Source organism: Agrobacterium sp. T29 (genome assembly GCF_006970545.1).
Classification (GTDB): Bacteria; Pseudomonadota; Alphaproteobacteria; order Rhizobiales; family Rhizobiaceae; genus Agrobacterium; species Agrobacterium leguminum.
The window spans coordinates 694,697-712,336 of the sequence record NZ_CP040640.1 but is presented as its reverse complement, the minus strand read 5'-3'; the positions used below and the strand labels follow the sequence as shown (position 1 = coordinate 712,336).

22 protein-coding genes and 1 tRNA gene are annotated in these 17,640 nt (G+C 60.2%); 15 read left to right on the top strand and 8 right to left on the bottom strand.

The features are described 5' to 3' along the window. The first annotated feature begins 218 nt into the window (after positions 1–218). Positions 219–494: a hypothetical protein gene (locus FGF54_RS03670; RefSeq protein WP_142778954.1), complete on the top strand. Its 276-nt coding sequence runs from the start codon at positions 219–221 to the stop codon at positions 492–494. Between the two features lie 83 nt (positions 495–577). Further along, positions 578–1,102, top strand: coding sequence for a chloramphenicol phosphotransferase CPT family protein (locus FGF54_RS03665; protein WP_142778953.1), 525 nt, complete (start codon positions 578–580; stop codon positions 1,100–1,102). A gap of 95 nt (positions 1,103–1,197) precedes the next feature. On the opposite strand, the gene FGF54_RS03660 is transcribed toward FGF54_RS03665, so the two are convergent. Next, a tRNA-Ser gene (locus FGF54_RS03660) sits at positions 1,198–1,288 on the bottom strand. A 162-nt stretch (positions 1,289–1,450) separates the two neighbouring features. On the opposite strand from FGF54_RS03660, the gene FGF54_RS03655 reads away from it, so the two are divergent. Both FGF54_RS03655 and FGF54_RS27155 read left to right on the top strand, forming a co-directional pair. Continuing rightward, positions 1,451–1,792, top strand: coding sequence for a hypothetical protein (locus FGF54_RS03655; RefSeq protein ID WP_020812132.1), 342 nt, complete (start codon positions 1,451–1,453; stop codon positions 1,790–1,792). A gap of 89 nt (positions 1,793–1,881) precedes the next feature. Beyond that, positions 1,882–2,058, top strand: a complete 177-nt coding sequence (locus FGF54_RS27155; RefSeq protein WP_003524115.1) for a hypothetical protein — start codon at positions 1,882–1,884, stop codon at positions 2,056–2,058. Position 2,059: 1 nt separating this feature from the next. Here FGF54_RS27155 and FGF54_RS03650 read toward each other — a convergent pair whose 3' ends face one another. Together FGF54_RS03650 and FGF54_RS03645 are read right to left on the bottom strand one after the other, a co-directional pair. Further along, positions 2,060–2,860: an aldolase/citrate lyase family protein gene (locus FGF54_RS03650; RefSeq protein WP_142778952.1), complete on the bottom strand. Its 801-nt coding sequence runs from the start codon at positions 2,858–2,860 to the stop codon at positions 2,060–2,062. 7 nt (positions 2,861–2,867) lie between these two features. Further along, on the bottom strand, positions 2,868–4,085 hold the full coding sequence (locus FGF54_RS03645) for an NAD(P)/FAD-dependent oxidoreductase (RefSeq protein WP_142778951.1): 1,218 nt from the start codon (positions 4,083–4,085) through the stop codon (positions 2,868–2,870). Positions 4,086–4,391: 306 nt separating this feature from the next. Here FGF54_RS03645 and FGF54_RS03640 point away from each other — a divergent pair, with 306 nt between their 5' ends. Together FGF54_RS03640 and FGF54_RS03635 are read left to right on the top strand one after the other, a co-directional pair. Continuing rightward, positions 4,392–4,739 (top strand): hypothetical protein, encoded by a 348-nt coding sequence (locus FGF54_RS03640; RefSeq protein WP_035240153.1) that lies wholly within the window; start codon positions 4,392–4,394, stop codon positions 4,737–4,739. A 156-nt stretch (positions 4,740–4,895) separates the two neighbouring features. Continuing rightward, the gene (locus FGF54_RS03635; protein ID WP_142778950.1) at positions 4,896–6,008 is read left to right on the top strand and encodes a pyridoxal phosphate-dependent aminotransferase; all 1,113 of its coding nucleotides are present in this window, start codon (positions 4,896–4,898) and stop codon (positions 6,006–6,008) included. Between the two features lie 182 nt (positions 6,009–6,190). Here the strand turns inward: FGF54_RS03635 and FGF54_RS27415 are convergent, their stop codons facing one another. Both FGF54_RS27415 and FGF54_RS03625 read right to left on the bottom strand, forming a co-directional pair. Then, positions 6,191–6,394 carry a hypothetical protein gene (locus FGF54_RS27415; RefSeq protein WP_142778949.1) on the bottom strand — a complete coding sequence of 68 codons (204 nt, stop codon included), beginning with the start codon at positions 6,392–6,394 and terminating at the stop codon, positions 6,191–6,193. Positions 6,395–6,443: 49 nt separating this feature from the next. Further along, entirely contained in the window at positions 6,444–6,707 is a 264-nt protein-coding gene (locus FGF54_RS03625) for a sel1 repeat family protein (protein WP_003524109.1), read from the bottom strand. A gap of 599 nt (positions 6,708–7,306) precedes the next feature. Here FGF54_RS03625 and FGF54_RS03620 point away from each other — a divergent pair. The 7 genes from FGF54_RS03620 to FGF54_RS03595 all read left to right on the top strand — a co-directional run bounded on the left by FGF54_RS03620 (position 7,307) and on the right by FGF54_RS03595 (position 11,223). Next, the gene (locus tag FGF54_RS03620; protein ID WP_003524108.1) at positions 7,307–7,645 is read left to right on the top strand and encodes a DUF2147 domain-containing protein; all 339 of its coding nucleotides are present in this window, start codon (positions 7,307–7,309) and stop codon (positions 7,643–7,645) included. A 161-nt stretch (positions 7,646–7,806) separates the two neighbouring features. Further along, positions 7,807–8,403, top strand: coding sequence for a hypothetical protein (locus FGF54_RS03615; RefSeq protein ID WP_142778948.1), 597 nt, complete (start codon positions 7,807–7,809; stop codon positions 8,401–8,403). 159 nt (positions 8,404–8,562) lie between these two features. After that, positions 8,563–8,745: a hypothetical protein gene (locus tag FGF54_RS27150; protein ID WP_020809511.1), complete on the top strand. Its 183-nt coding sequence runs from the start codon at positions 8,563–8,565 to the stop codon at positions 8,743–8,745. Between the two features lie 10 nt (positions 8,746–8,755). Beyond that, complete coding sequence (locus tag FGF54_RS27145; RefSeq protein ID WP_003509979.1) at positions 8,756–8,929, top strand: hypothetical protein; 174 nt, start codon at positions 8,756–8,758, stop codon at positions 8,927–8,929. A gap of 105 nt (positions 8,930–9,034) precedes the next feature. After that, positions 9,035–10,540, top strand: a complete 1,506-nt coding sequence (gene amn, locus FGF54_RS03605; protein WP_142778947.1) for an AMP nucleosidase — start codon at positions 9,035–9,037, stop codon at positions 10,538–10,540. A 66-nt stretch (positions 10,541–10,606) separates the two neighbouring features. After that, entirely contained in the window at positions 10,607–10,837 is a 231-nt protein-coding gene (locus FGF54_RS03600; RefSeq protein WP_035218145.1) for a type II toxin-antitoxin system VapB family antitoxin, read from the top strand. Beyond that, positions 10,834–11,223, top strand: coding sequence for a PIN domain nuclease (locus FGF54_RS03595; RefSeq protein ID WP_142778946.1), 390 nt, complete (start codon positions 10,834–10,836; stop codon positions 11,221–11,223). The genes FGF54_RS03600 and FGF54_RS03595 overlap by 4 nt, the downstream gene beginning before the upstream one ends. A 3-nt stretch (positions 11,224–11,226) precedes the next feature. On the opposite strand, the gene FGF54_RS03590 is transcribed toward FGF54_RS03595, so the two are convergent. The 3 genes from FGF54_RS03590 to FGF54_RS03580 form a co-directional block, all read right to left on the bottom strand. Continuing rightward, positions 11,227–11,697: an OsmC family protein gene (locus FGF54_RS03590; protein WP_035218150.1), complete on the bottom strand. Its 471-nt coding sequence runs from the start codon at positions 11,695–11,697 to the stop codon at positions 11,227–11,229. A gap of 64 nt (positions 11,698–11,761) precedes the next feature. Continuing rightward, entirely contained in the window at positions 11,762–13,135 is a 1,374-nt protein-coding gene (locus FGF54_RS03585; protein WP_168207998.1) for an aspartate aminotransferase family protein, read from the bottom strand. A gap of 284 nt (positions 13,136–13,419) precedes the next feature. Further along, the gene (locus tag FGF54_RS03580; RefSeq protein ID WP_142778944.1) at positions 13,420–14,328 is read right to left on the bottom strand and encodes a diacylglycerol kinase family protein; all 909 of its coding nucleotides are present in this window, start codon (positions 14,326–14,328) and stop codon (positions 13,420–13,422) included. A 235-nt stretch (positions 14,329–14,563) separates the two neighbouring features. Here FGF54_RS03580 and FGF54_RS03575 point away from each other — a divergent pair, with 235 nt between their 5' ends. Next, entirely contained in the window at positions 14,564–15,808 is a 1,245-nt protein-coding gene (locus FGF54_RS03575; protein ID WP_142778943.1) for an MFS transporter, read from the top strand. 282 nt (positions 15,809–16,090) lie between these two features. Beyond that, a complete protein-coding gene (mgtE, locus tag FGF54_RS03570; protein ID WP_142778942.1) occupies positions 16,091–17,467 on the top strand; it encodes a magnesium transporter in 1,377 nt (458 codons plus the stop codon). Positions 17,468–17,640 lie beyond the last annotated feature (173 nt).

Genomic DNA, 17,640 nt, shown 5'->3' with positions numbered 1-17,640 from the left:
TTCGCTGAAGGACAGCATTCCCTGCCCCATTCCCGTGTTCTTAGAAGCCAAACGATCCACCGCCTCGCTTCTGGTGGTGAAAATACAAAAGGTTTCGCCGCTTGCAATCGCCAACATCCGATAAATAGCATTTACGTATATGCTTCATTTCGGTTTGTTGCGGAAACAACACACAGTGCTTAGCCGGTCCGCAGGCGGCTTTACCATGCGTTAAGAAATTGCTTGAAAATCCGTTAGTTAGCGAGGTTAACAAGGTCTTTCTAAACTACCGGCTTTTTCAGCGAAACCTTGCCTCGCCGGGCAAGGATGATGGAAACTTTTGCTTCGTTCCCGCCTGCATCTGTCACGTCCGCGACAGCGCGTATGAAGAAACAGCGGAAAAAACCATACCTTTTGCCAACGATTCCTCGCGCAACGATTCGAAGGGCCAGCTCCGGACTGGTTACGGCACCGACATGCCGCCACCGACCCGTATCGACTGGAGACTTGATTGACGACGCGACATCGCGCTTGAAACACTATCCTTTAATATCGATTCACGAGTGCCAATTCGAAACAGACGGAAGAACAGATCGACATGCGGAATGGTCGTATTATTTTATTGAACGGCACCTCGAGCGCCGGCAAATCGACACTCGCCAAGGCGCTCAGAGAGGCGCTGACGGAACCCTTTTGTTATTACGCGTCGGATCAGCTTGCCGATGGCGGCTTTCGTGCCATCAAACAAAAGACGCCGCATGCCGGCCTGAGTAATGAGCGCGCCAGGTTCTTTGACGGTTTTCACCGCTCCATCGTGTCGTTTGCCGAAGCGGGCAACGATATTATTGTCGAGCACATCGTTGAAGAGGCAGGCTGGGCACGGCAATTGCGGGCGTTGTTCGCGCATCTGGACACGTTCTGGGTCGGCGTGCACGCTCCCCTCGCGGAAATGGAACGACGCGAGCGGGAACGCGGGGACAGGACAATCGGGGAAGCGCGGTATCATCTGAAAACACATGATTATTGCCGGTACGACATCGAAGTCGACACCACCGAGCCTCTTCACTCGCTCGTTTCTTCCATAATCGAGACCTGGCGGGCGCGACCATCCGCGACTTCATAGTGCGCACGGCTGCGCGCATTTACAAACATGCGTGCGGTTGTGATCTGGAACTGGTGGGATCGATGGGGCTGGGATTTTCCGGTCTTGTGCCGAAGTGGCGGAGAGGATGGGATTCGAACCCACGATACGCTTTTGACGTATACTCCCTTAGCAGGGGAGCGCCTTCGACCACTCGGCCACCTCTCCGGTGCGGCCTGATTATTGCGTAAAAAAAATGATTGCAAGGCTTTTTCGCCAAGAAGCACAAAAACCTGTTGGCTGAACATCGTCCTGCGAAACTTTGCGTGCCTTTTGGGAACTTCTTGCAGGCCGGCACGTTCTGCCTTCGGTAACAAAAGAGGTGTTCTAATGGCTCAGACCAAACTGAATGTTGTCGAAGACACGATCGAAAACCAGATTGCGGAGCTGCGTTCGCAGATCGCATCCCTCTCCAAATCCGTATCCGCCCGCGCGGAAGGCGTGAGCGAGGATGCGTCCGAATTTCTGGATGAGGCGCGCGGACGCGTTCGCAAGGCCGCGCATAATGTCCGTGCCCAGGGCCAGAATGTCGTGGAAGCCGTCAAAGAAAATCCCGGCACGGCGACCTCCCTGCTGACGATCGTTGGCGCACTCGGTTTTGCCATCGGTTATGCGGTTGGTGCGAGCACGCAGCAGAACTCGTCGAACAGCAGCCTTTATCGCTGGCGCTAATCGCCGCATCGAATTAAAATTGAGGCAAGGCGGGTCAATCCTGCCTTGCCTTTTCGTATGGGTTTGAAATGTGATGAATGGGGGCGGATATGCGGTTTAGCGACGATCTTGAAGCGGCTTTGTCGGATTTTGCAAGGGATCACGGCGTCGACAGGGATGAGGCCATCCAGCGCATCATTCGCGCCGCCCTTATCAATACCGGTTATCTCGCCTCCGGCGAAGAAGGCATTCCGCCGGAAAAGCTGAACGCCAGCAACGACGACTGAATTAATAGCCAGACCGGGATGGCGCAGGCGCTGCCCCGCCCTTGTAACGGGCCGAGAGCGCACGCAGGGTGCTGGCGAATTCGGTCACATCCGCACCGACGGCCACGAAGGACGCGCCAAGTTCGAGATAGCGGCGATTATAGGTTTCGTTGAAGGTGAGAATGCCGGCGGCCTTGCCCGCCTTGACGATCTTGACGATGGCCGCCTCGATCACCGCCTGCACTTCCGGCTCGTCGATCCGGCCGAGATAGCCCATATCGGCGGCCAGATCCGCCGGGCCGATAAAGACGCCGTCCACGCCCTCCACCGCAAGAATATTATCGAGATCGTTGATCGCTGAGCGCGTTTCGGCCTGCACCAGCAGGCAGACGCTGTCCGAGGCGCTGTCGGCATAGTCGGTTATCGTGTTGAAGGCGGAAGCGCGGGCAACGGCAGCGCCCATGCCGCGAATACCGCGCGGCGGATAATGCATGGCGCTGACCAGATTTTTCGCCTGGTCGGCCGAATCGACCATCGGCACCAGAAGCGTGCGCGCACCCGCATCCAGAAGCTGCTTGATCATCCAGCTTTCACCGACCGGCACGCGCACCACGGGCTCCGCAGACGATGTGGCAAGGGCGCGCAGCTGATCGATGATGCTGCGCAGATCGTTCGGCCCATGCTCGCCGTCGATCACCAGCCAGTCGAACCCCGCCGTACCGGCGATTTCCGCCGTGATGGCCTCGCCCATATCGAGCCAGAGGCCGATCTGCGGCTTGCCGGCATGGATGGCGGTTTTGAAACGGTTTTCGGGAGCAGGCATGATATCCTCAGGAAAGCAGTAATTTCAGATCGGCGGAAGCATCCGCCAGGATGGCGCGATCCGGCTCCGCGCCGGTATCGAGCAGTTTCTTGCCCGCGACATAGGCCTTGGCATCGTTGACGGCATCCACCGCCACGAATCGCCCATCGCGGAAATACCAGACGGACCAGCTGCCCTCACGCGCACCCTGCCTCCGCATCGTCTCGTCGTAACCGAGATTGAAGCCGGCGATCTGCAGCTTGGTGTCATATTGATCCGACCAGAACCATGGCTTCGGATCATAGGCGACTTCAGCCCCGGTGAGCACGGCAGCGGCCGCCTCGGCCTGATCAACCGCGTTCTGTACCGATTCGAGACGCACATGCTGGCCGCGCCAGGGCAGCAGCGCGCAGTCGCCCACGGCATGAATGGCGCTGTCGGAGGTGCGGGTATGGTCATCCACCACGATGCCATTGCCGACATCAAGGCCCGATTCGCGAGCGAGGCGATCATTCGGCGTCACGCCGATGCCGACAATCACAAAGTCCACATCCAGCGTCGAGCCGTCGGAGAGTTCGGCAGCGGCCACCCGGCCATCCATGCCGACAAGACGCACAAGGCCGGTCTTTTCGCGAATGGAAACGCCGTGGGCCTGATGGATGCCGCGCATGATATCGGCGGTTTCCTTCGCCGCGACACGCTGGAGAATGCGGTCGGCCATTTCGATCAAGGTCACTTCGAGGCCTAGCTTGCGGGCGACGGCCGCTGCTTCGAGACCGATATAACCGCCGCCGATTACCAGCAGCCTGCGGCCCGGCTTCATCTCCTCCATAAGCCGGTCGGCATCGCGCTTGTCGCGCACGGTCAGAACGCCTTCCAGATCGCCGCCAATGCTGGCGGGCAGCAGGCGGGGAGCCGCCCCGGTCGCCAGCACCAGCCTGTCATAGGAAAGCGTGCTGCCGTCCTGCATGCGCAGGGATTTGGCGGCGCGGTCTATCTCCTCCACCCAGGTGGAAAGCCGGATATCGACATTGTTCTCCGCGTACCATTCTTCCGGCCGGAACATCAGCCGGTCGAAGCTCATCTCGCCGAGGAGGTATTTTTTGGAGAGCGGCGGCCTCTGGTAAGGATAGGCATCCTCGGAACCGACGATGGTGATGGGGCGCTCGTCCTTCAGCGCCCGAAGCTTCGACGCCAGCGCGAAAGCGGCCTGCCCCGCCCCGACGATTACCAGCCTTCCCGTCACAGTCCACTCCCAGAAGAATCACGAAGCGCCGGTCCTGCCGGGCCTCGCGAAGCGATATTGCAAGGCTCAGGCGTAACGCCAAGTACGGCCCTAGTCAACACCAGCCCCGTGCAAGCGTGACGCAGTATCAGCACAGGCTGCAACCGGATGGGACCGAGCGCATTTCCATAGCGGAAACATCGGCTTCCGAAGGGAAGATTGGTCGAGATCGAGACAAAGAACAGACAATTGCGCGCATTTCCTTCATGCCCTGGCAAGGAAGCGGCGTTAAAATCGGCATCAAAAGAGGCAATCCGGGAGGTTGTCATGGCTTTGCATATGGATCCCCGTCAGAACGTCCCCCAGGACGAGATGTACGAGAAATTTCAGATCGACCGGCCCGGCAAGATCACCTTCATCGGGCATCATCTCAGCGCCAAGGACACCATGCGCTGCCTGGTGCGGACCATTTCCCTTTACGGCGCGGAACTGGATGTCAGCCCCGATCTGGAAATGCCGGCCAATTTCTATCTGGAAATTCTCGGTATCCGCGATGAGATCGGCTGCACGCTGATCCGCCGCGAAGAGGAAAAAGTGACGATCGGCTTCAATATGCTGATCGATGCGGAGTTCCTGCACCATGTGCGACGCCTGAGCTTCGAGACCAACGCGTGACCCCGACATAACGGGCCAATGGCTTTTCCGTCTCCTCGCCGGGACGTAAAATTCTGTTCCAAAACAGTCGCCCCGGGACCGGCTGCGCCTTGCGTCCGGTTTTTTTGCACCTATTGTGAGCCGGGTTTTAAACACAGGTACCGGAACTCTCAGCCAATGTCAGCCTTTTCCCGCCTCACGCCGCTTGCCGCTTCGCTTCCCTCAACCGTTCCCTTCGTCGGCCCCGAAGCCATCGAGCGCAACCGCGGCCTGAAGGTTGAAGCGCGTATCGGCGCCAATGAGAGCGGCTTCGGCCCCGCCCCTTCCGTGCTTCTGGCCATGCGCGATGCGGCGGCGGAGACATGGATGTACAGCGATCCGGAAAATTATGAGCTGAAGGAAGCACTTGCCATCCACCATGGCGTTGCACGCGGCAATATCGCGATCGGCAGCGGCGTCGATGGGCTACTGGGTGAGATCGCCAGGCTGATCGTCGAGCCGGGCACGCCTGTCGTCACCTCTTTTGGCGGCTACCCAACGTTCAATTACCATGTGAACGGTTTTGGCGGGAAACTCGTGACCACGCCCTATGTCGACGACCACGAAGACCTTGACGGGCTTCTCGATCTCGTCATCCGGGAAAATGCGCCGCTCGTTTATTTCGCCAATCCCGACAATCCGATGGGAAGCTGGTGGGAAGCGAGCGAAGTCGTCGCCTTTGCCCGCGCATTGCCGGAAACCTGCCTGCTCATTCTGGATGAGGCCTATTGCGAAACCGCGCCGGCCAGCGCCGTCCCGGCCATCGACGCGCTGATCGGCCAGCCGAACATTCTGCGCATGCGCACCTTCTCGAAAGCCTATGGGCTGGCGGGTGCGCGCGTGGGTTACGCCATCGGCACGCTCGGCAATGTCGAAGCCTTCGACAAGATCCGCAACCATTTCGGCATGGCGCGCATTTCGGTCGCCGGCGCTTTGGCGGCGCTGAAGGATCAGGCCTATCTGCATGAAGTCGTTGGTAAAATTTCTGACGCCCGTGAGCGGATTTCGGCAATCGCCCGCAATAACGGCCTTTCACCGCTCCCCTCCGCCACCAATTTCGTCACCATCGATTGCCATCGCGACGGGGCTTATGCCCGCGCCATCGTCGATGGGCTGATGGAACATGGCGTCTTCATCCGCATGCCGGGCGTCGCGCCGCTCAACCGCTGCATTCGCGTGAGCGTGGGGCCGGGCGACAAGCTCGATCTGTTCGAACAGGCGCTGCCGAAGGTCCTCAAGGCGATCGGCTGATATCGAGTGCCGTCATTCCGGCCTTGAGCCGGAATCCAGCGCGATCAAGTCCTTGATCGCGAAAGACCCTTTCACGCCGCAGACGCGGCGTGGCTGGATGCCGGATCAGGTCCGGCATGACGGAAGAAGGAAGCGATTCGAAAACCGCACCTGTCATGCCTGCCGTAGCGGTTTCATCCTCATCACAGGGTGATGCGAATGCGATTCAATATCCTCCCGCAAGCCCCTGCCCGCGAATCGTTTTCCGGCGAAGAGACATCGCCAAACATAAGAAAACCGCGCCGGCCTTGTTCCTGCCGGTCGCGGTTTGATGTGTCAGCGCAAAAGCCCTTTTCAAAGCCCTCGCCGCGTTCCCCTTCGGGTTTACTTTCCTTTGCGCCGGTCATCGGGACTGGAGGGAACCGGACCGGAAATCTCAATAAAAGCTTGGGTAAATCAGTGCATCGTCATCCAGTCGCGGGCGGCGCGCAGCGCTTCGGCCAGTTCCGATTTCGTCATGTTGCGGGCGAGATCGGCGCGCAGCGAAGCGGCTCTTTCCGATCCGCGGATCGCGGCGATGTTGAGCCATTTATGGGCGGCGATCAGGTCCACCTTGCAGCCCCGGCCGGTCGCATAGACCAGGCCGAGATTGCAAAGAGTGTCGGCGCGGGTTTCGCCACCGGCAGCCATTTCGATATCGCGAATTTCAAAGCGTGCCATTGTTTTAATCCCTGTCCTTCTGCCTGTTTCATCATTCGCCTTCTTGTCGAGGCTATCGTCCGGACCTGCCGTCTTTTGCGGCTTTTTTGTCCTTTCGTCCGGCAGGTTTTCCCTGCGCTTTTGATGAGTTCACTATGCCACGGGGCCTTCAACGGTCGCTTAAAAGGCATGATTAATGCGCCGCAAACAAACTGCAAACGATTGGTAAAATTGGGTTTTCGTTAAATATCACGAGCCGCGGAAATTAAGGACTTTGCGGCGAATTTTACGAAAAGTTTAGAATTGGATTTAAACCCTTCCTTCACCACGATCAAAACAGCGATTTTCCAATTCTCCCTCTTTCGCTCCTCCCGCCGCTGCAAATGCCGCGCCGGGGCCGCAAATTTCTGTTTCCTTTTACGTGAACGTCAAATACTATCCGCCCTGCCCGTCATGAGGATGAAACGGGCACAGGATAGCGCGGTGCAAGGAGCGATCGTTGCGCCGCAGGCGGCTTGGGCCAGAGATGGCGCATTCGCACGCCAAAAGGGTTTGATCTGCGCATCGCGTCTTTGGGCCGCCGGCTCGAGAAAGCCTGCGCGAATTTCGGGAGGAATTTTATGAAGCGTATAATGACGATTGCCGCCGCCCTCATGCTGAGCGGCAACCTTGCCTTCGCCGCCGAGGCAATCGAAGGCAACTGGAAGACCGCCAGCGGCGAAACCGCCGTGATCGGCCCCTGCGGCGGCGCCTTCTGCGTGACGCTGAAGACCGGCAAACACGCCGGAAAACAGATCGGCAAGCTTTCCGGCAAGGGAAACAGCTATTCGGGTGAAATCACCGATCCCGCCAATGACAAGACCTATAGCGGCTCCGGCACCGTTTCCGGCAACTCGCTGAGCATGAAGGGCTGCGTGCTGAAGGTTCTGTGCAAATCGCAGACCTGGACGCGGCTGTAATCGACAGGGCGGCGGGCGGGCCTCTGTCCTGCCGCCTGCGGTCCCGCGCCTGACGGCGCGGTGCGCTGCCAAGGATTTCACCTGAGACTGCGGACGCACGCCGCATGGAAGCCATATATCCGTTGATGTATCGTTGCGCCCAACACCAACGAGAGCGACGCATGCACCCCACCCTTTCAACAATCCTGATTGCGGGCACCTCGCATGTCGGCAAAAGCACCCTTGCCGGCCTGCTGAGCGAAAGGCTGCGCTGCGAGGCAATATCGACCGACAGTCTCGCCCGTCATCCGGGCAGGCCATGGCCGGGCAGTCCGGCACCGGTGGAAGAATATTACGCACGGCTCTCGGCGGAAACGATCCACTGGTTCCTGAAGATACATCATCAGAACATCTGGCCGCTGATCCGCACGATGATCGACAGCAGGTCCGGCACCGGCACTCCCGCAATCTTCGAGGGCGCGGCCCTGCGGCCGGAATTGATTTCGCCCCTACTCGGCGGCGAAGTCGCCGGTGTCTTTCTCCATGCCGGCAATGATTTTCTTCTCGAGAGAATGCGCTCTCACGCCCGCTATGAAGATGCAACGGCTGAGAGGCGGCGGATCATCGACGCCTTCATCGAGCGTTCGTTGCGGGAAAACACGGACATGCTGGCATCCGCGCAGGAGCACCGCTTACCGGTTGTCGATGTGACCCAGCCTCAGGCATTCGAGACCCTGCTGACCGATCTTGCGGCACGTGCGGAAGCCCCTCTGTCCTGATCGAAAAGCGGGAGGGCCCGCGAGATGCCCGGCGCCATTGCGGCATCAATCTGTCATGTCACCACCCGTTAACATCCCTGAATGCCATATGAACCGGGGTCTCAGGGTCCGTTCAGTCCGAGTGTGGCAAAACTCTGTCCATCAACTCCAATAAGGGGAATGGACATGGCAAAGCTGATCAGCCGACTGGCAATCTTCGCGTTTCTCATGGCGATCTTCGCCATGTCCTTCGCCTCGCTCGTCGTTAATCCGAACCGCAGTTTCCAGCGGGTGAATGCGGGCGCGGCAATCGCCTGCCAGCATAGCCCCTCGCCCGCCGCCAATTGCCCCGTCGTGTTGTGAGGACAGGCCGATGACGACAAGTTTTTCCAACGGCCTGTTTTCCGCGCTGCGGCTGGTGCTGATGGCCTCGATCTTTCTCGGTCCGGTCGCGGGACTTGCGGTTTACAAGGCCGACCCCCGCCCCGCCTCCAAGGGCGCCGGCTTCGTGCTTTTGATGAGCCTGCAGCGTGGCGCGCTCGGCTGAAATTTCCGCCGCCCCGCTGTTATTCGAACTGCCTTTTTGCGTTTCTTTTCAGTTTCTTCGTATTTCTGTCGCTTGCCTGTCGAAATTGCCCTCTTATAATGGGCCATGACAATAGCAAAACCAACGATTCCGCCCCTCACCTTCGTCACTCCTGAGCCTTTCGCGCCGCAGTCCTTCACGGACCCGAAACAAGCTGTGGCGGCTTTGACCGCGCTTTACGAACGCAATACGGCGTTCCTGATCAATTCCTTCACCGAGCTTGCCAAGGGCGCGCCGATTGCCGGGCGCTACCGCGCCTGCTATCCGCAGGTGAGCCTCGAGACCGCCACCTTCGGCCATGTCGATTCGCGTCTCTCCTACGGCCATGTCACCGCCCCCGGCGTTTACACGACGACCATCACCCGGCCGGAGCTTTTCCGCCATTACCTCAAGGAACAGCTCGGGCTTCTGATGAAGAACCACGGCGTTCCGGTCACGGTTTCGGAATCGGCCACGCCCATTCCGCTGCATTTCGCTTTCGGCGAAGGCGCTTATGTCGAGGCGGCGGCGGCCTCCTCGCTGTCTGACGTGCCGCTGCGCGATCTGTTCGATACGCCCGATCTCAACAACACCGACGATCTCATCGCCAATGGCGAATATGATCAGGTGCCCGGCGAACCGGCACCGCTTGCGCCCTTTACCGCGCAGCGCATCGATTATTCGCTGGCCCGCCTCAGCCACTATACGGCGACCAGCGCCAGCCATTTCCAGAACTTCGTGCTGTTTACCAACTACCAGTTCTATATCGATGAATTCGCCGCATGGGCGCGTCAGTTGATGAAGAATGGCGGCGAGGGTTACACCGCCTTCGTGGAGCCCGGCAACATCGTCACCCCTGCCGGTTGCGACAAGCCGGAAACGGATGCCGTGCTCGCACGCCTGCCGCAGATGCCCGCCTATCACCTGAAGAAGAAGGGCCATGCCGGCATCACGCTCGTCAATATCGGCGTCGGCCCCTCCAACGCCAAGACGATCACCGACCACATCGCCGTGCTGCGCCCGCATGCCTGGCTGATGGTCGGCCATTGCGCCGGCCTGCGCAACAGCCAGCGGCTTGGCGACTATGTTCTGGCGCATGCCTATGTGCGCGAAGATCACGTGCTTGATGACGATCTGCCCGTCTGGGTGCCGATCCCGGCTCTGGCCGAAGTGCAAGTGGCGCTGGAAGGTGCCGTCGCGGAAGTCACCGGTTACGAGGGCTTCGAGCTGAAACGCATCATGCGCACCGGCACCGTCGCCACCATCGACAACCGCAACTGGGAACTTCGCGACCAGGCCGGCCCCGTCAAGCGTCTGTCGCAGTCCCGCGCCATAGCGCTCGACATGGAATCGGCGACCATTGCCGCCAACGGCTTCCGCTTCCGCGTGCCCTACGGCACCCTCCTCTGCGTTTCCGACAAGCCGCTGCATGGCGAACTGAAACTGCCCGGCATGGCGACGGAGTTCTATCGCACCCAGGTCGCCCAGCATCTGCAGATCGGCATCCGCGCCGTGCAGAAGCTTGCCGCCATGCCGACGGAAACGTTGCATTCGCGCAAGCTTCGAAGCTTTTACGAGACGGCGTTCCAGTAAAAACAGATATCGCGGAAAGCGTCCTTGGTGTATTGTTTCGAAAATCGATACACCAAGGAGTTTTCGATGCGCACCAACATTGAACTCGATGACGCCTTGATCGCCGAGGCGATGGAAATCACCGGCCTTTCGACAAAAAAGGCGACAGTGGAAAAGGCGTTGCGCGATCTGGTGGAAAATCTCGGGCGACGCAAAGCGTTGCAGGAACTGAGAGGCATCGGCTGGAGTGGCGATCTGGAAGATGTGCGCAATAGCTGGAGCGCAGAAGATACCAAGTCGCAAGACGCCGCAGAATGATTGTTGTCGATACATCTGTCTGGATTGACTGGTTCCAGAATAAATCTACACCGCAAGTCGCAACGCTCGACAATATTCGCGATCTTACCGACGTCATCATCGGCGACATTATTCTCCTCGAAATCCTGCAGGGAGAACGCAACGACAAACTGGCGGCGGCGATACATGATCGACTGAAGCGCTTCGGGTTCGTATCGATGCTGACACCCGAGCTTGCCGTGAAAGCCGCCGCCAACTACCGAAAACTTCGCGGTGTAGGGAAAACCGTGCGTAAAACCGCTGACCTCATTATCGGTACCTACTGTATCGAGCACGGGCACAAGCTGTTGCAAAACGACCGAGACTTTCAGCCGATGGCCGATCATCTCGGTCTGCGACTGGCGTGAGCCTCAAACCACCTTCACCGTCCCCTCCACGCGGATGGGAAAATTCACCGAGCGTGCGATGAAGCATTTCTCGTGTGCATCATGGTGCAGCTCATCCGCTCTGGCCGGATCGCCTTTCGAAATGGTGATGACCGGTTTCAGCACCACTTCGCTGAATTGCCCCGCGCCATCCTTTTCCATCACCAGCGTGCCTTCGGCATTGTCGACATAGTCTTCGACGATGATGCCGTTGACCGAGCAGAAATGCAGGTACCAGAGCTTGTGGCAGGCCGAGAGCGAGGCGACAAGCAGGTCTTCCGGGTTCCAGCGGGCGGGATCGCCGCGGAAGGCGGGGTCGGAGGAGCCGGCTATGTCAGCTTTTCCCGACGTGGAAATCGTGTAGTCGCGTTCATAATCGCGGTAGCCGGATGTGCCCTTGCCGCGATTGCCGGTCCATTTCACCTGCACGGCGTAATGATGTTCCTGTCCTGCCATCTGATTATTCCTCCCTTGGAGACTTTTTTCGCATTCTCTAACGGAAAACCGGTGTCCACTTTTCCTAGAAATGCTCTCGCGTATCGCGCAAGTGATCGAGCCCCTTGCGCAGCGTTTCTATGATCTCATCCACTTCCGAGCGGCTGATCGTCAGCGCCGGTGAGGCCAGCATGCGGTCGCCGGTGGCGCGCATCACAAGGCCGTTTGCCAGGCAATGGTTGCGCACCGCGGTTCCGATGTCGTCCGGCTTGGCGAAACGCCGGCGCATCGCCTTGTCGGCCGTTATCTGCAGGCCGCCCATCAGGCCGACATTCACCGCCTCGCCGACCAGTTCGTGATCCGTCAGACTTTTCCAGCCCTCGGAAAAATAAGGGCCGATATCGTCGCGCACCCGTTCCACCAGTCCCTCCTCCTCGATGATACGGAGGTTTTCCAGGGCGGCAGCGGCGCAGACGGGATGGCCGGAATAGGTGAAGCCGTGGTTGAAGTCACCGACCTTGGACAACATCACCTCCGCCACCCGATCCGAGACGATGACGCCGCCAATCGGCAGGTAACCGGAAGACAGGCCCTTGGCGACGGGCGCAAAATCCGGCTCCACGCCGAAATGCTGGTAACCGAACCAGGAACCGAGACGGCCGAAACCGCAGATCACCTCATCGGAGACGAGCAGGATGTTGCGCGCCTTGCAGATGCGGGCGATTTCCGGCCAGTAGGTTTCCGGCGGCACGATGACGCCGCCGGCGCCCTGAATGGGTTCGGCCACGAAAGCGGCGACATTTTCCTCGCCGAGTTCATCGATCTTCGCTTCCAGTTCGCGCGCCACCTTCAGGCCGAATTCGGCCGGCGAAAGATCGCCGCCCTCGGCATACCAATAGGGCTGGCCGATATGGGCCACGCCCTCGATCGGCAGGTTGCCCTGCTCGTGCATCCATTTCATGCCGCCGAGCGAAGCACCCGCCACCGTCGAGCCGTGATAGCCGTTGCGGCGGGCAATCACCTTGGTTTTCGTCGGATGGCCGAGCGCCTTCCAGTAGACCCGCGCCATGCGGAACCAGGTATCGGTGGCTTCCGAGCCGGAATTGGTGAAGAACACATGGTTCATCTTCGGCCCGGCGCGCGAGGCGATCTTCTGCGCCAGAAGCGTCGCGGGCGGCGTGGTGGTGCCGAAAAAGGCATTGTAATAGGGCAGTTCGTTCATCTGGCGCTGCACGACATCGGCGATCTCGCGGCGTCCGTAACCGATATTCACGCACCAGAGGCCGGCAAAGGCGTCGAGATATTTCTTGCCGGTGCTGTCATAGATGAACACCCCTTCGGCGCGCTCGATGATGCGGGTGCCGGCGGCGTTGAGCTTGCCCATGTCGGAAAAGGGGTGAAGGTGATGGGCGGCATCGATGGCGGCGAGATTGGACATCGGCTTGGAGATTTCATTCATGACAGATCGCACTCCCATAAAGGCAACGGCGCTCACGCCACCGCGCCTGCCGAACATGGCCGGGCGGCTCCGATTTGGCAAGGCTGGCGTTTTTTAGGGGGCGGCTTGGACGAACGGAGGCGGCCGGGTCTCTTCTCCCCGACGGGGAGAAGGTGGCCCGAAGGGTCGGATGAGGGGGCTAGCTCTCCGAATATCTCGACGCTTGCCCCCCATCCCGCTGCCGCGGACTTCTCCCCCTCGGGGAGAAGAAACAAGCGGCAACCGCCAATTCGCAGTCAGTTGCGCTATGCGAAAAACAACCGACCCACCAGCACCTTCAATTCGCCGGCGTGAACCTCCAGCGCCACATCCCGCTCCATGGGCAGCAATTCGCCATCGATGACGCAGCGCAGGTCATGGCGTTTCTTGGGAAAATGCAGCTCCACATCTGTCACCGTCATGGCGGTCACGGCGGCGTTTTCTTTCAGCCTGCCGCGCAGAATGTCGAAAGCGAGTTTCGCGACGCCGGAAGGCCGCAACGGATCGGCGAGATAGAAGCCGAGATGGCCGCCCGAGACATTGTCCGCGACCATCAATGCGCTCTGGCCGAATTCATTGTTGGAGACGGAAATGGCCGAGACCTTGCGGTGCTGCGTTTTGCCGTTGACGGTATATTCCACCTCGAACACCGGCGGATTGAGGATAACGCTGATGGCCGCGCGGATGCTTGCCTTGATCTTGCCGAGCCGGGAGGCAAAAGCGAGATTGTTGCGATAGCGCACCATGCGCGAATGCAGGCCCGCAGAAAACTGGTGGACGAAGAGGCGGCCATTGGCGCTGGCGATGTCGACACTGGCAATCTCGCCATTCGCCAGCGTTTCCAGCGCCTGGCGAATATCGAGCGGCAGCTTCAGCGAGCGGGCGAAGAGGTTCATGGTGCCGGCCGGAACGATGCCGAGCGCTATGCCATGCTTCCAGGCGATGGCGGCTGCTGCGGAAATCGTGCCGTCGCCGCCGCCGGCAATGATGCCTTCAATGCCCGGCTCATCGGCGGCGCGTTCCATTTCCTCGACGACATCCTTTCCGGAGACCAGACGGCAATCGATGGCGTGACCGGCGCGGGTGAAAACCTCGCGGGCATGGTCGCAATAGGCCTCCATGTCGGTGGTGCGAAAGGTGCCGCCGTCACGATTGAAAATTGCAATGAGCTTCATGTTTCCAACCCGATCCAGTGAGGCAGCCGCGCGTAAATGCCTGACCCTATATAGGGTTCCGAACACCATCGCGTGAAGATGCTCTTTTGCCGAGAATCGCTCTACCGCAACGCATCATTTCATGTTAGGGATCACTTAAGGTCATTTTCATGACCGCGCATCTCCAGTCAGGGCAGACCGCTCCCATACGGTCTTGCCCTTTTTTCTGTGGGCCCTTCCCGCTTTTCAGGTCACGATGAGCCAGTCGAATATTTCCGAAGCCCGCCTTGGCGCGGAGAATGAAACCGTTTACACGGCCGCCCCTGCCGTGGCCCTCTCCCCGCTTGCCATCGCGCTCATCGAACTGGCGCTTGCCGCCGGCGGCTTCGGCATCGGCACTGGCGAATTCGCCATCATGGGCCTGCTTCCCGACGTCGCCACCACCTATGGCGTCACCGTTCCGCAGGCGGGTTATGTCATCACGGCCTATGCGCTCGGCGTCGTCATCGGCGCGCCGATCATCGCGGTTCTCGCCGCGCGCATGACGCGCCGCACATTGCTTCTCGGCCTGATGGGGCTTTTTGCGGCCGGTAATATCTTGAGCGCCGTCGCGCCGGATTTCCTCAGTTTCACCGTTCTGCGCTTCATCACCGGCCTGCCGCATGGAGCCTATTTCGGGGTTGCGGCGCTGGTGGCGGCCTCCATGGCGCCGATCCACAAGCGCGCCCGCGCCGTTGGCCGCGTCATGCTCGGCCTCACCATCGCCACCCTGCTCGGCACGCCGCTCGCCACCTTCTTCGGCCAGCTTCTTTCCTGGCGTGCGGCCTTCATGCTGGTCGGCGGCATCGCGCTTCTGACGGTGGCCCTGCTCTGGTTCTTCCAGCCGCGTGATCGGGTGGAGGAAGGCGCGAGCGTCTGGCGCGAACTCGGCGCTTTCCGCCGCGTGCAGGTGTGGCTGACGCTCGCCATCGCCGCGGTCGGCTTCGGCGGCATGTTCTCGGTCTTCAGCTATATCGCCAAGACCACCACCGATGTGGCGATGATGCCGGTTTCCACCGTCTCCATGGTGCTGGCGCTGTTCGGCATCGGCATGAATGTCGGCAATGTGGTCGGCTCGCGCCTGGCCGATATCTCGCTCAACGGCACGATTGGCGGCATGCTTGCCTTCAACGTGCTTGTCATGACCGTGTTCGGCATGACGGCGGACAATCCTTTCATGCTCTGCCTCTGCGTCTTCCTGATCGGCTGCGGTTTCGCCGCCTGTCCTGCCGTGCAGACGCGGCTGATGGATGTGGCGCAGGATGCGCAAACGCTGGCCGCCGCCTCCAACCATTCCGCCTTCAACATCGCCAATGCGCTCGGCGCCTGGCTCGGCGGCCTCGTCATCGCCATGGGTTTCGGTTACGCCTCCACCGGTTATGTTGGCGCGGTTCTTTCCCTTCTTGGGCTTGGCGTTTTCCTCGTTTCCGTCACCGTCGAACGGCGCGAAAAGGCGGCTTGAAGCCGCCTTTTTTACAGCCTGCATCGCCGCCCCTCGCCTCGGTGCAGAACCTTGCGGAAATTTCATGATCGGGCGCTTGACTCTTTTCGGTTTCAGGCGCAACACGGCCTTACGCGCATGCCGACCGGCACGGCGCGGATTTCAACGGAGCATCATTGGATGTCTAGCGACAGTAGCAGTCGATTGCCTTTGCCGAGACCGGCGAACGTGAACTGATCCGACCGCTGTCGGCTCACCACCGCGTTCGCCGTGATCGGCGAATCGACGGAAAGGTGAGCAATCATGAACTTCCACAACCTCTCCCAGAGGGCCAGCAAGGCCGCACGTCTTCTTCGTAGCGGAAACGCCGGTTCCTCCACCACCATTGCCGAACGCGTCGAGCACCTCAACACGCTGGATGTCACCGAGGCCGTAACCGCCCTCCTCGCCATGCCGCAGGCAAAAGCCGTCGCCATTCTCGACCGGCCCGAACTGCATGGCGCCGCCGCCATCATCGCCGATATTCCGGTCGAACAGGCCGCCCGCCTCGTCAACCTGATGTCCGACGACCGCGTGGCCGACGTCATGGCGGAAATGGCCGAAGAGCCGCGCGCAAAGCTGTTTTCCCGGCTGGACCGCACGACGGCGCTCTCCATCCAGCATCTGATGGGTTATCCGCCGCGTACTGCCGGCTCGATCATGACCACGGAATTCGTCAGCGTGCCGGACAATTGGACGGTGGAACAGACCCTTTCGCACATCCGCGTCGTCGAGCGGTCGCGTGAAACGGTCTATGCCATCTATGTGCTGGCGCAGGACGGAACGCTTTCCACCGTCGTGACGCTGCGCCGCCTGCTGACCGGCGAAGCCGGCGCCTCCATCCTCTCCGTCGCATCGAAGGAAGGTATCGTCTGCGCCAGCCCCCTGATGTCGCAGGAGGATGTCGCCCGACTGATCCGCAAGCACGACCTTCTGGCGCTGCCCGTCGTCGATGACCGCTCGCATATTCTCGGCATCGTCACCGTCGACGACGTGATCGACACCATGATCGCAGACACCACGGAAGACGCCCACAAGTTCGGCGGTATGGAGGCGCTCGGCAAGCCCTATATGACGATCGGCTTTCCGGACATGATCCGCAAGCGCGCCGGCTGGCTCGCAGCACTCTTCCTCGGTGAAATGCTGACGGCCAGCGCCATGCAGCATTTCGAGGGCGAGCTGGAAAAGGCCGTGGTGCTGACGCTGTTCATTCCGCTCATCATGTCGTCGGGCGGCAACTCCGGTTCGCAGGCCACCTCGCTCATCATCCGGGCGCTGGCGCTTGGCGAGCTGAAGCTTTCCGACTGGTGGCGGGTGCTGCTGCGGGAAATCCCGACGGGCCTGACGCTCGGCTGCATTCTGGGCGCCATCGGCTTCCTGCGTCTGACGGTCTGGCAGCAGGCGGGCTTTTATGACTATGGCGAGCACTGGCTGCTGGTGGGCGCCACCGTCTTTGCGGCGCTTGTCGGCATCGTCACCTTCGGTTCGCTCGCCGGCTCCATGCTGCCCTTCGTGCTGCAGCGCCTGCGGCTCGATCCCGCCAGCGCATCGGCCCCCTTCGTCGCCACGCTAGTGGATGTCAGCGGCCTCGTCATCTACTTCTCGGTGGCGCTGGTGATCTTGAGCGGTACGTTGCTCTAAAGACAAAAGGCCCGCTCGGAAGAGCGGGCCTTCAACTTTTTAGGGCACAGAATAATCTCTCCTCCGTCATGCCGGACTTGATCCGGCATCCAGCCACGGCGCGTCTGCGCCGTGAAAAGAGTCTATTGCGATTAAAGACTTGATCGCGCTGGACCCCGGATCAAGTCCGGGGT

What these genes read in the sequence shown, in the direction of transcription:
- FGF54_RS03655 (WP_020812132.1), top strand. Translation starts at nt 1,451, where the DNA reads ATGGCTCAGACCAAACTGAATGTTGTCGAAGACACGATCGAAAACCAG.
- FGF54_RS03600 (WP_035218145.1), top strand. Translation starts at nt 10,607, where the DNA reads ATGCGCACCAACATTGAACTCGATGACGCCTTGATCGCCGAGGCGATG.
- FGF54_RS03615 (WP_142778948.1), top strand. Translation starts at nt 7,807, where the DNA reads ATGCACCCCACCCTTTCAACAATCCTGATTGCGGGCACCTCGCATGTC.
- FGF54_RS27145 (WP_003509979.1), top strand. Translation starts at nt 8,756, where the DNA reads ATGACGACAAGTTTTTCCAACGGCCTGTTTTCCGCGCTGCGGCTGGTG.
- FGF54_RS03595 (WP_142778946.1), top strand. Translation starts at nt 10,834, where the DNA reads ATGATTGTTGTCGATACATCTGTCTGGATTGACTGGTTCCAGAATAAA.
- FGF54_RS27415 (WP_142778949.1), bottom strand. Translation starts at nt 6,394, where the DNA reads ATGACCGGCGCAAAGGAAAGTAAACCCGAAGGGGAACGCGGCGAGGGC.
- FGF54_RS03625 (WP_003524109.1), bottom strand. Translation starts at nt 6,707, where the DNA reads ATGGCACGCTTTGAAATTCGCGATATCGAAATGGCTGCCGGTGGCGAA.
- FGF54_RS03650 (WP_142778952.1), bottom strand. Translation starts at nt 2,860, where the DNA reads ATGCCTGCTCCCGAAAACCGTTTCAAAACCGCCATCCATGCCGGCAAG.
- FGF54_RS03635 (WP_142778950.1), top strand. Translation starts at nt 4,896, where the DNA reads ATGTCAGCCTTTTCCCGCCTCACGCCGCTTGCCGCTTCGCTTCCCTCA.
- FGF54_RS03665 (WP_142778953.1), top strand. Translation starts at nt 578, where the DNA reads ATGCGGAATGGTCGTATTATTTTATTGAACGGCACCTCGAGCGCCGGC.
- mgtE (WP_142778942.1), top strand. Translation starts at nt 16,091, where the DNA reads ATGAACTTCCACAACCTCTCCCAGAGGGCCAGCAAGGCCGCACGTCTT.
- FGF54_RS27150 (WP_020809511.1), top strand. Translation starts at nt 8,563, where the DNA reads ATGGACATGGCAAAGCTGATCAGCCGACTGGCAATCTTCGCGTTTCTC.
- FGF54_RS03585 (WP_168207998.1), bottom strand. Translation starts at nt 13,135, where the DNA reads ATGAATGAAATCTCCAAGCCGATGTCCAATCTCGCCGCCATCGATGCC.
- amn (WP_142778947.1), top strand. Translation starts at nt 9,035, where the DNA reads ATGACAATAGCAAAACCAACGATTCCGCCCCTCACCTTCGTCACTCCT.
- FGF54_RS03620 (WP_003524108.1), top strand. Translation starts at nt 7,307, where the DNA reads ATGAAGCGTATAATGACGATTGCCGCCGCCCTCATGCTGAGCGGCAAC.
- FGF54_RS03590 (WP_035218150.1), bottom strand. Translation starts at nt 11,697, where the DNA reads ATGGCAGGACAGGAACATCATTACGCCGTGCAGGTGAAATGGACCGGC.
- FGF54_RS03575 (WP_142778943.1), top strand. Translation starts at nt 14,564, where the DNA reads ATGAGCCAGTCGAATATTTCCGAAGCCCGCCTTGGCGCGGAGAATGAA.
- FGF54_RS27155 (WP_003524115.1), top strand. Translation starts at nt 1,882, where the DNA reads ATGCGGTTTAGCGACGATCTTGAAGCGGCTTTGTCGGATTTTGCAAGG.
- FGF54_RS03580 (WP_142778944.1), bottom strand. Translation starts at nt 14,328, where the DNA reads ATGAAGCTCATTGCAATTTTCAATCGTGACGGCGGCACCTTTCGCACC.
- FGF54_RS03640 (WP_035240153.1), top strand. Translation starts at nt 4,392, where the DNA reads ATGGCTTTGCATATGGATCCCCGTCAGAACGTCCCCCAGGACGAGATG.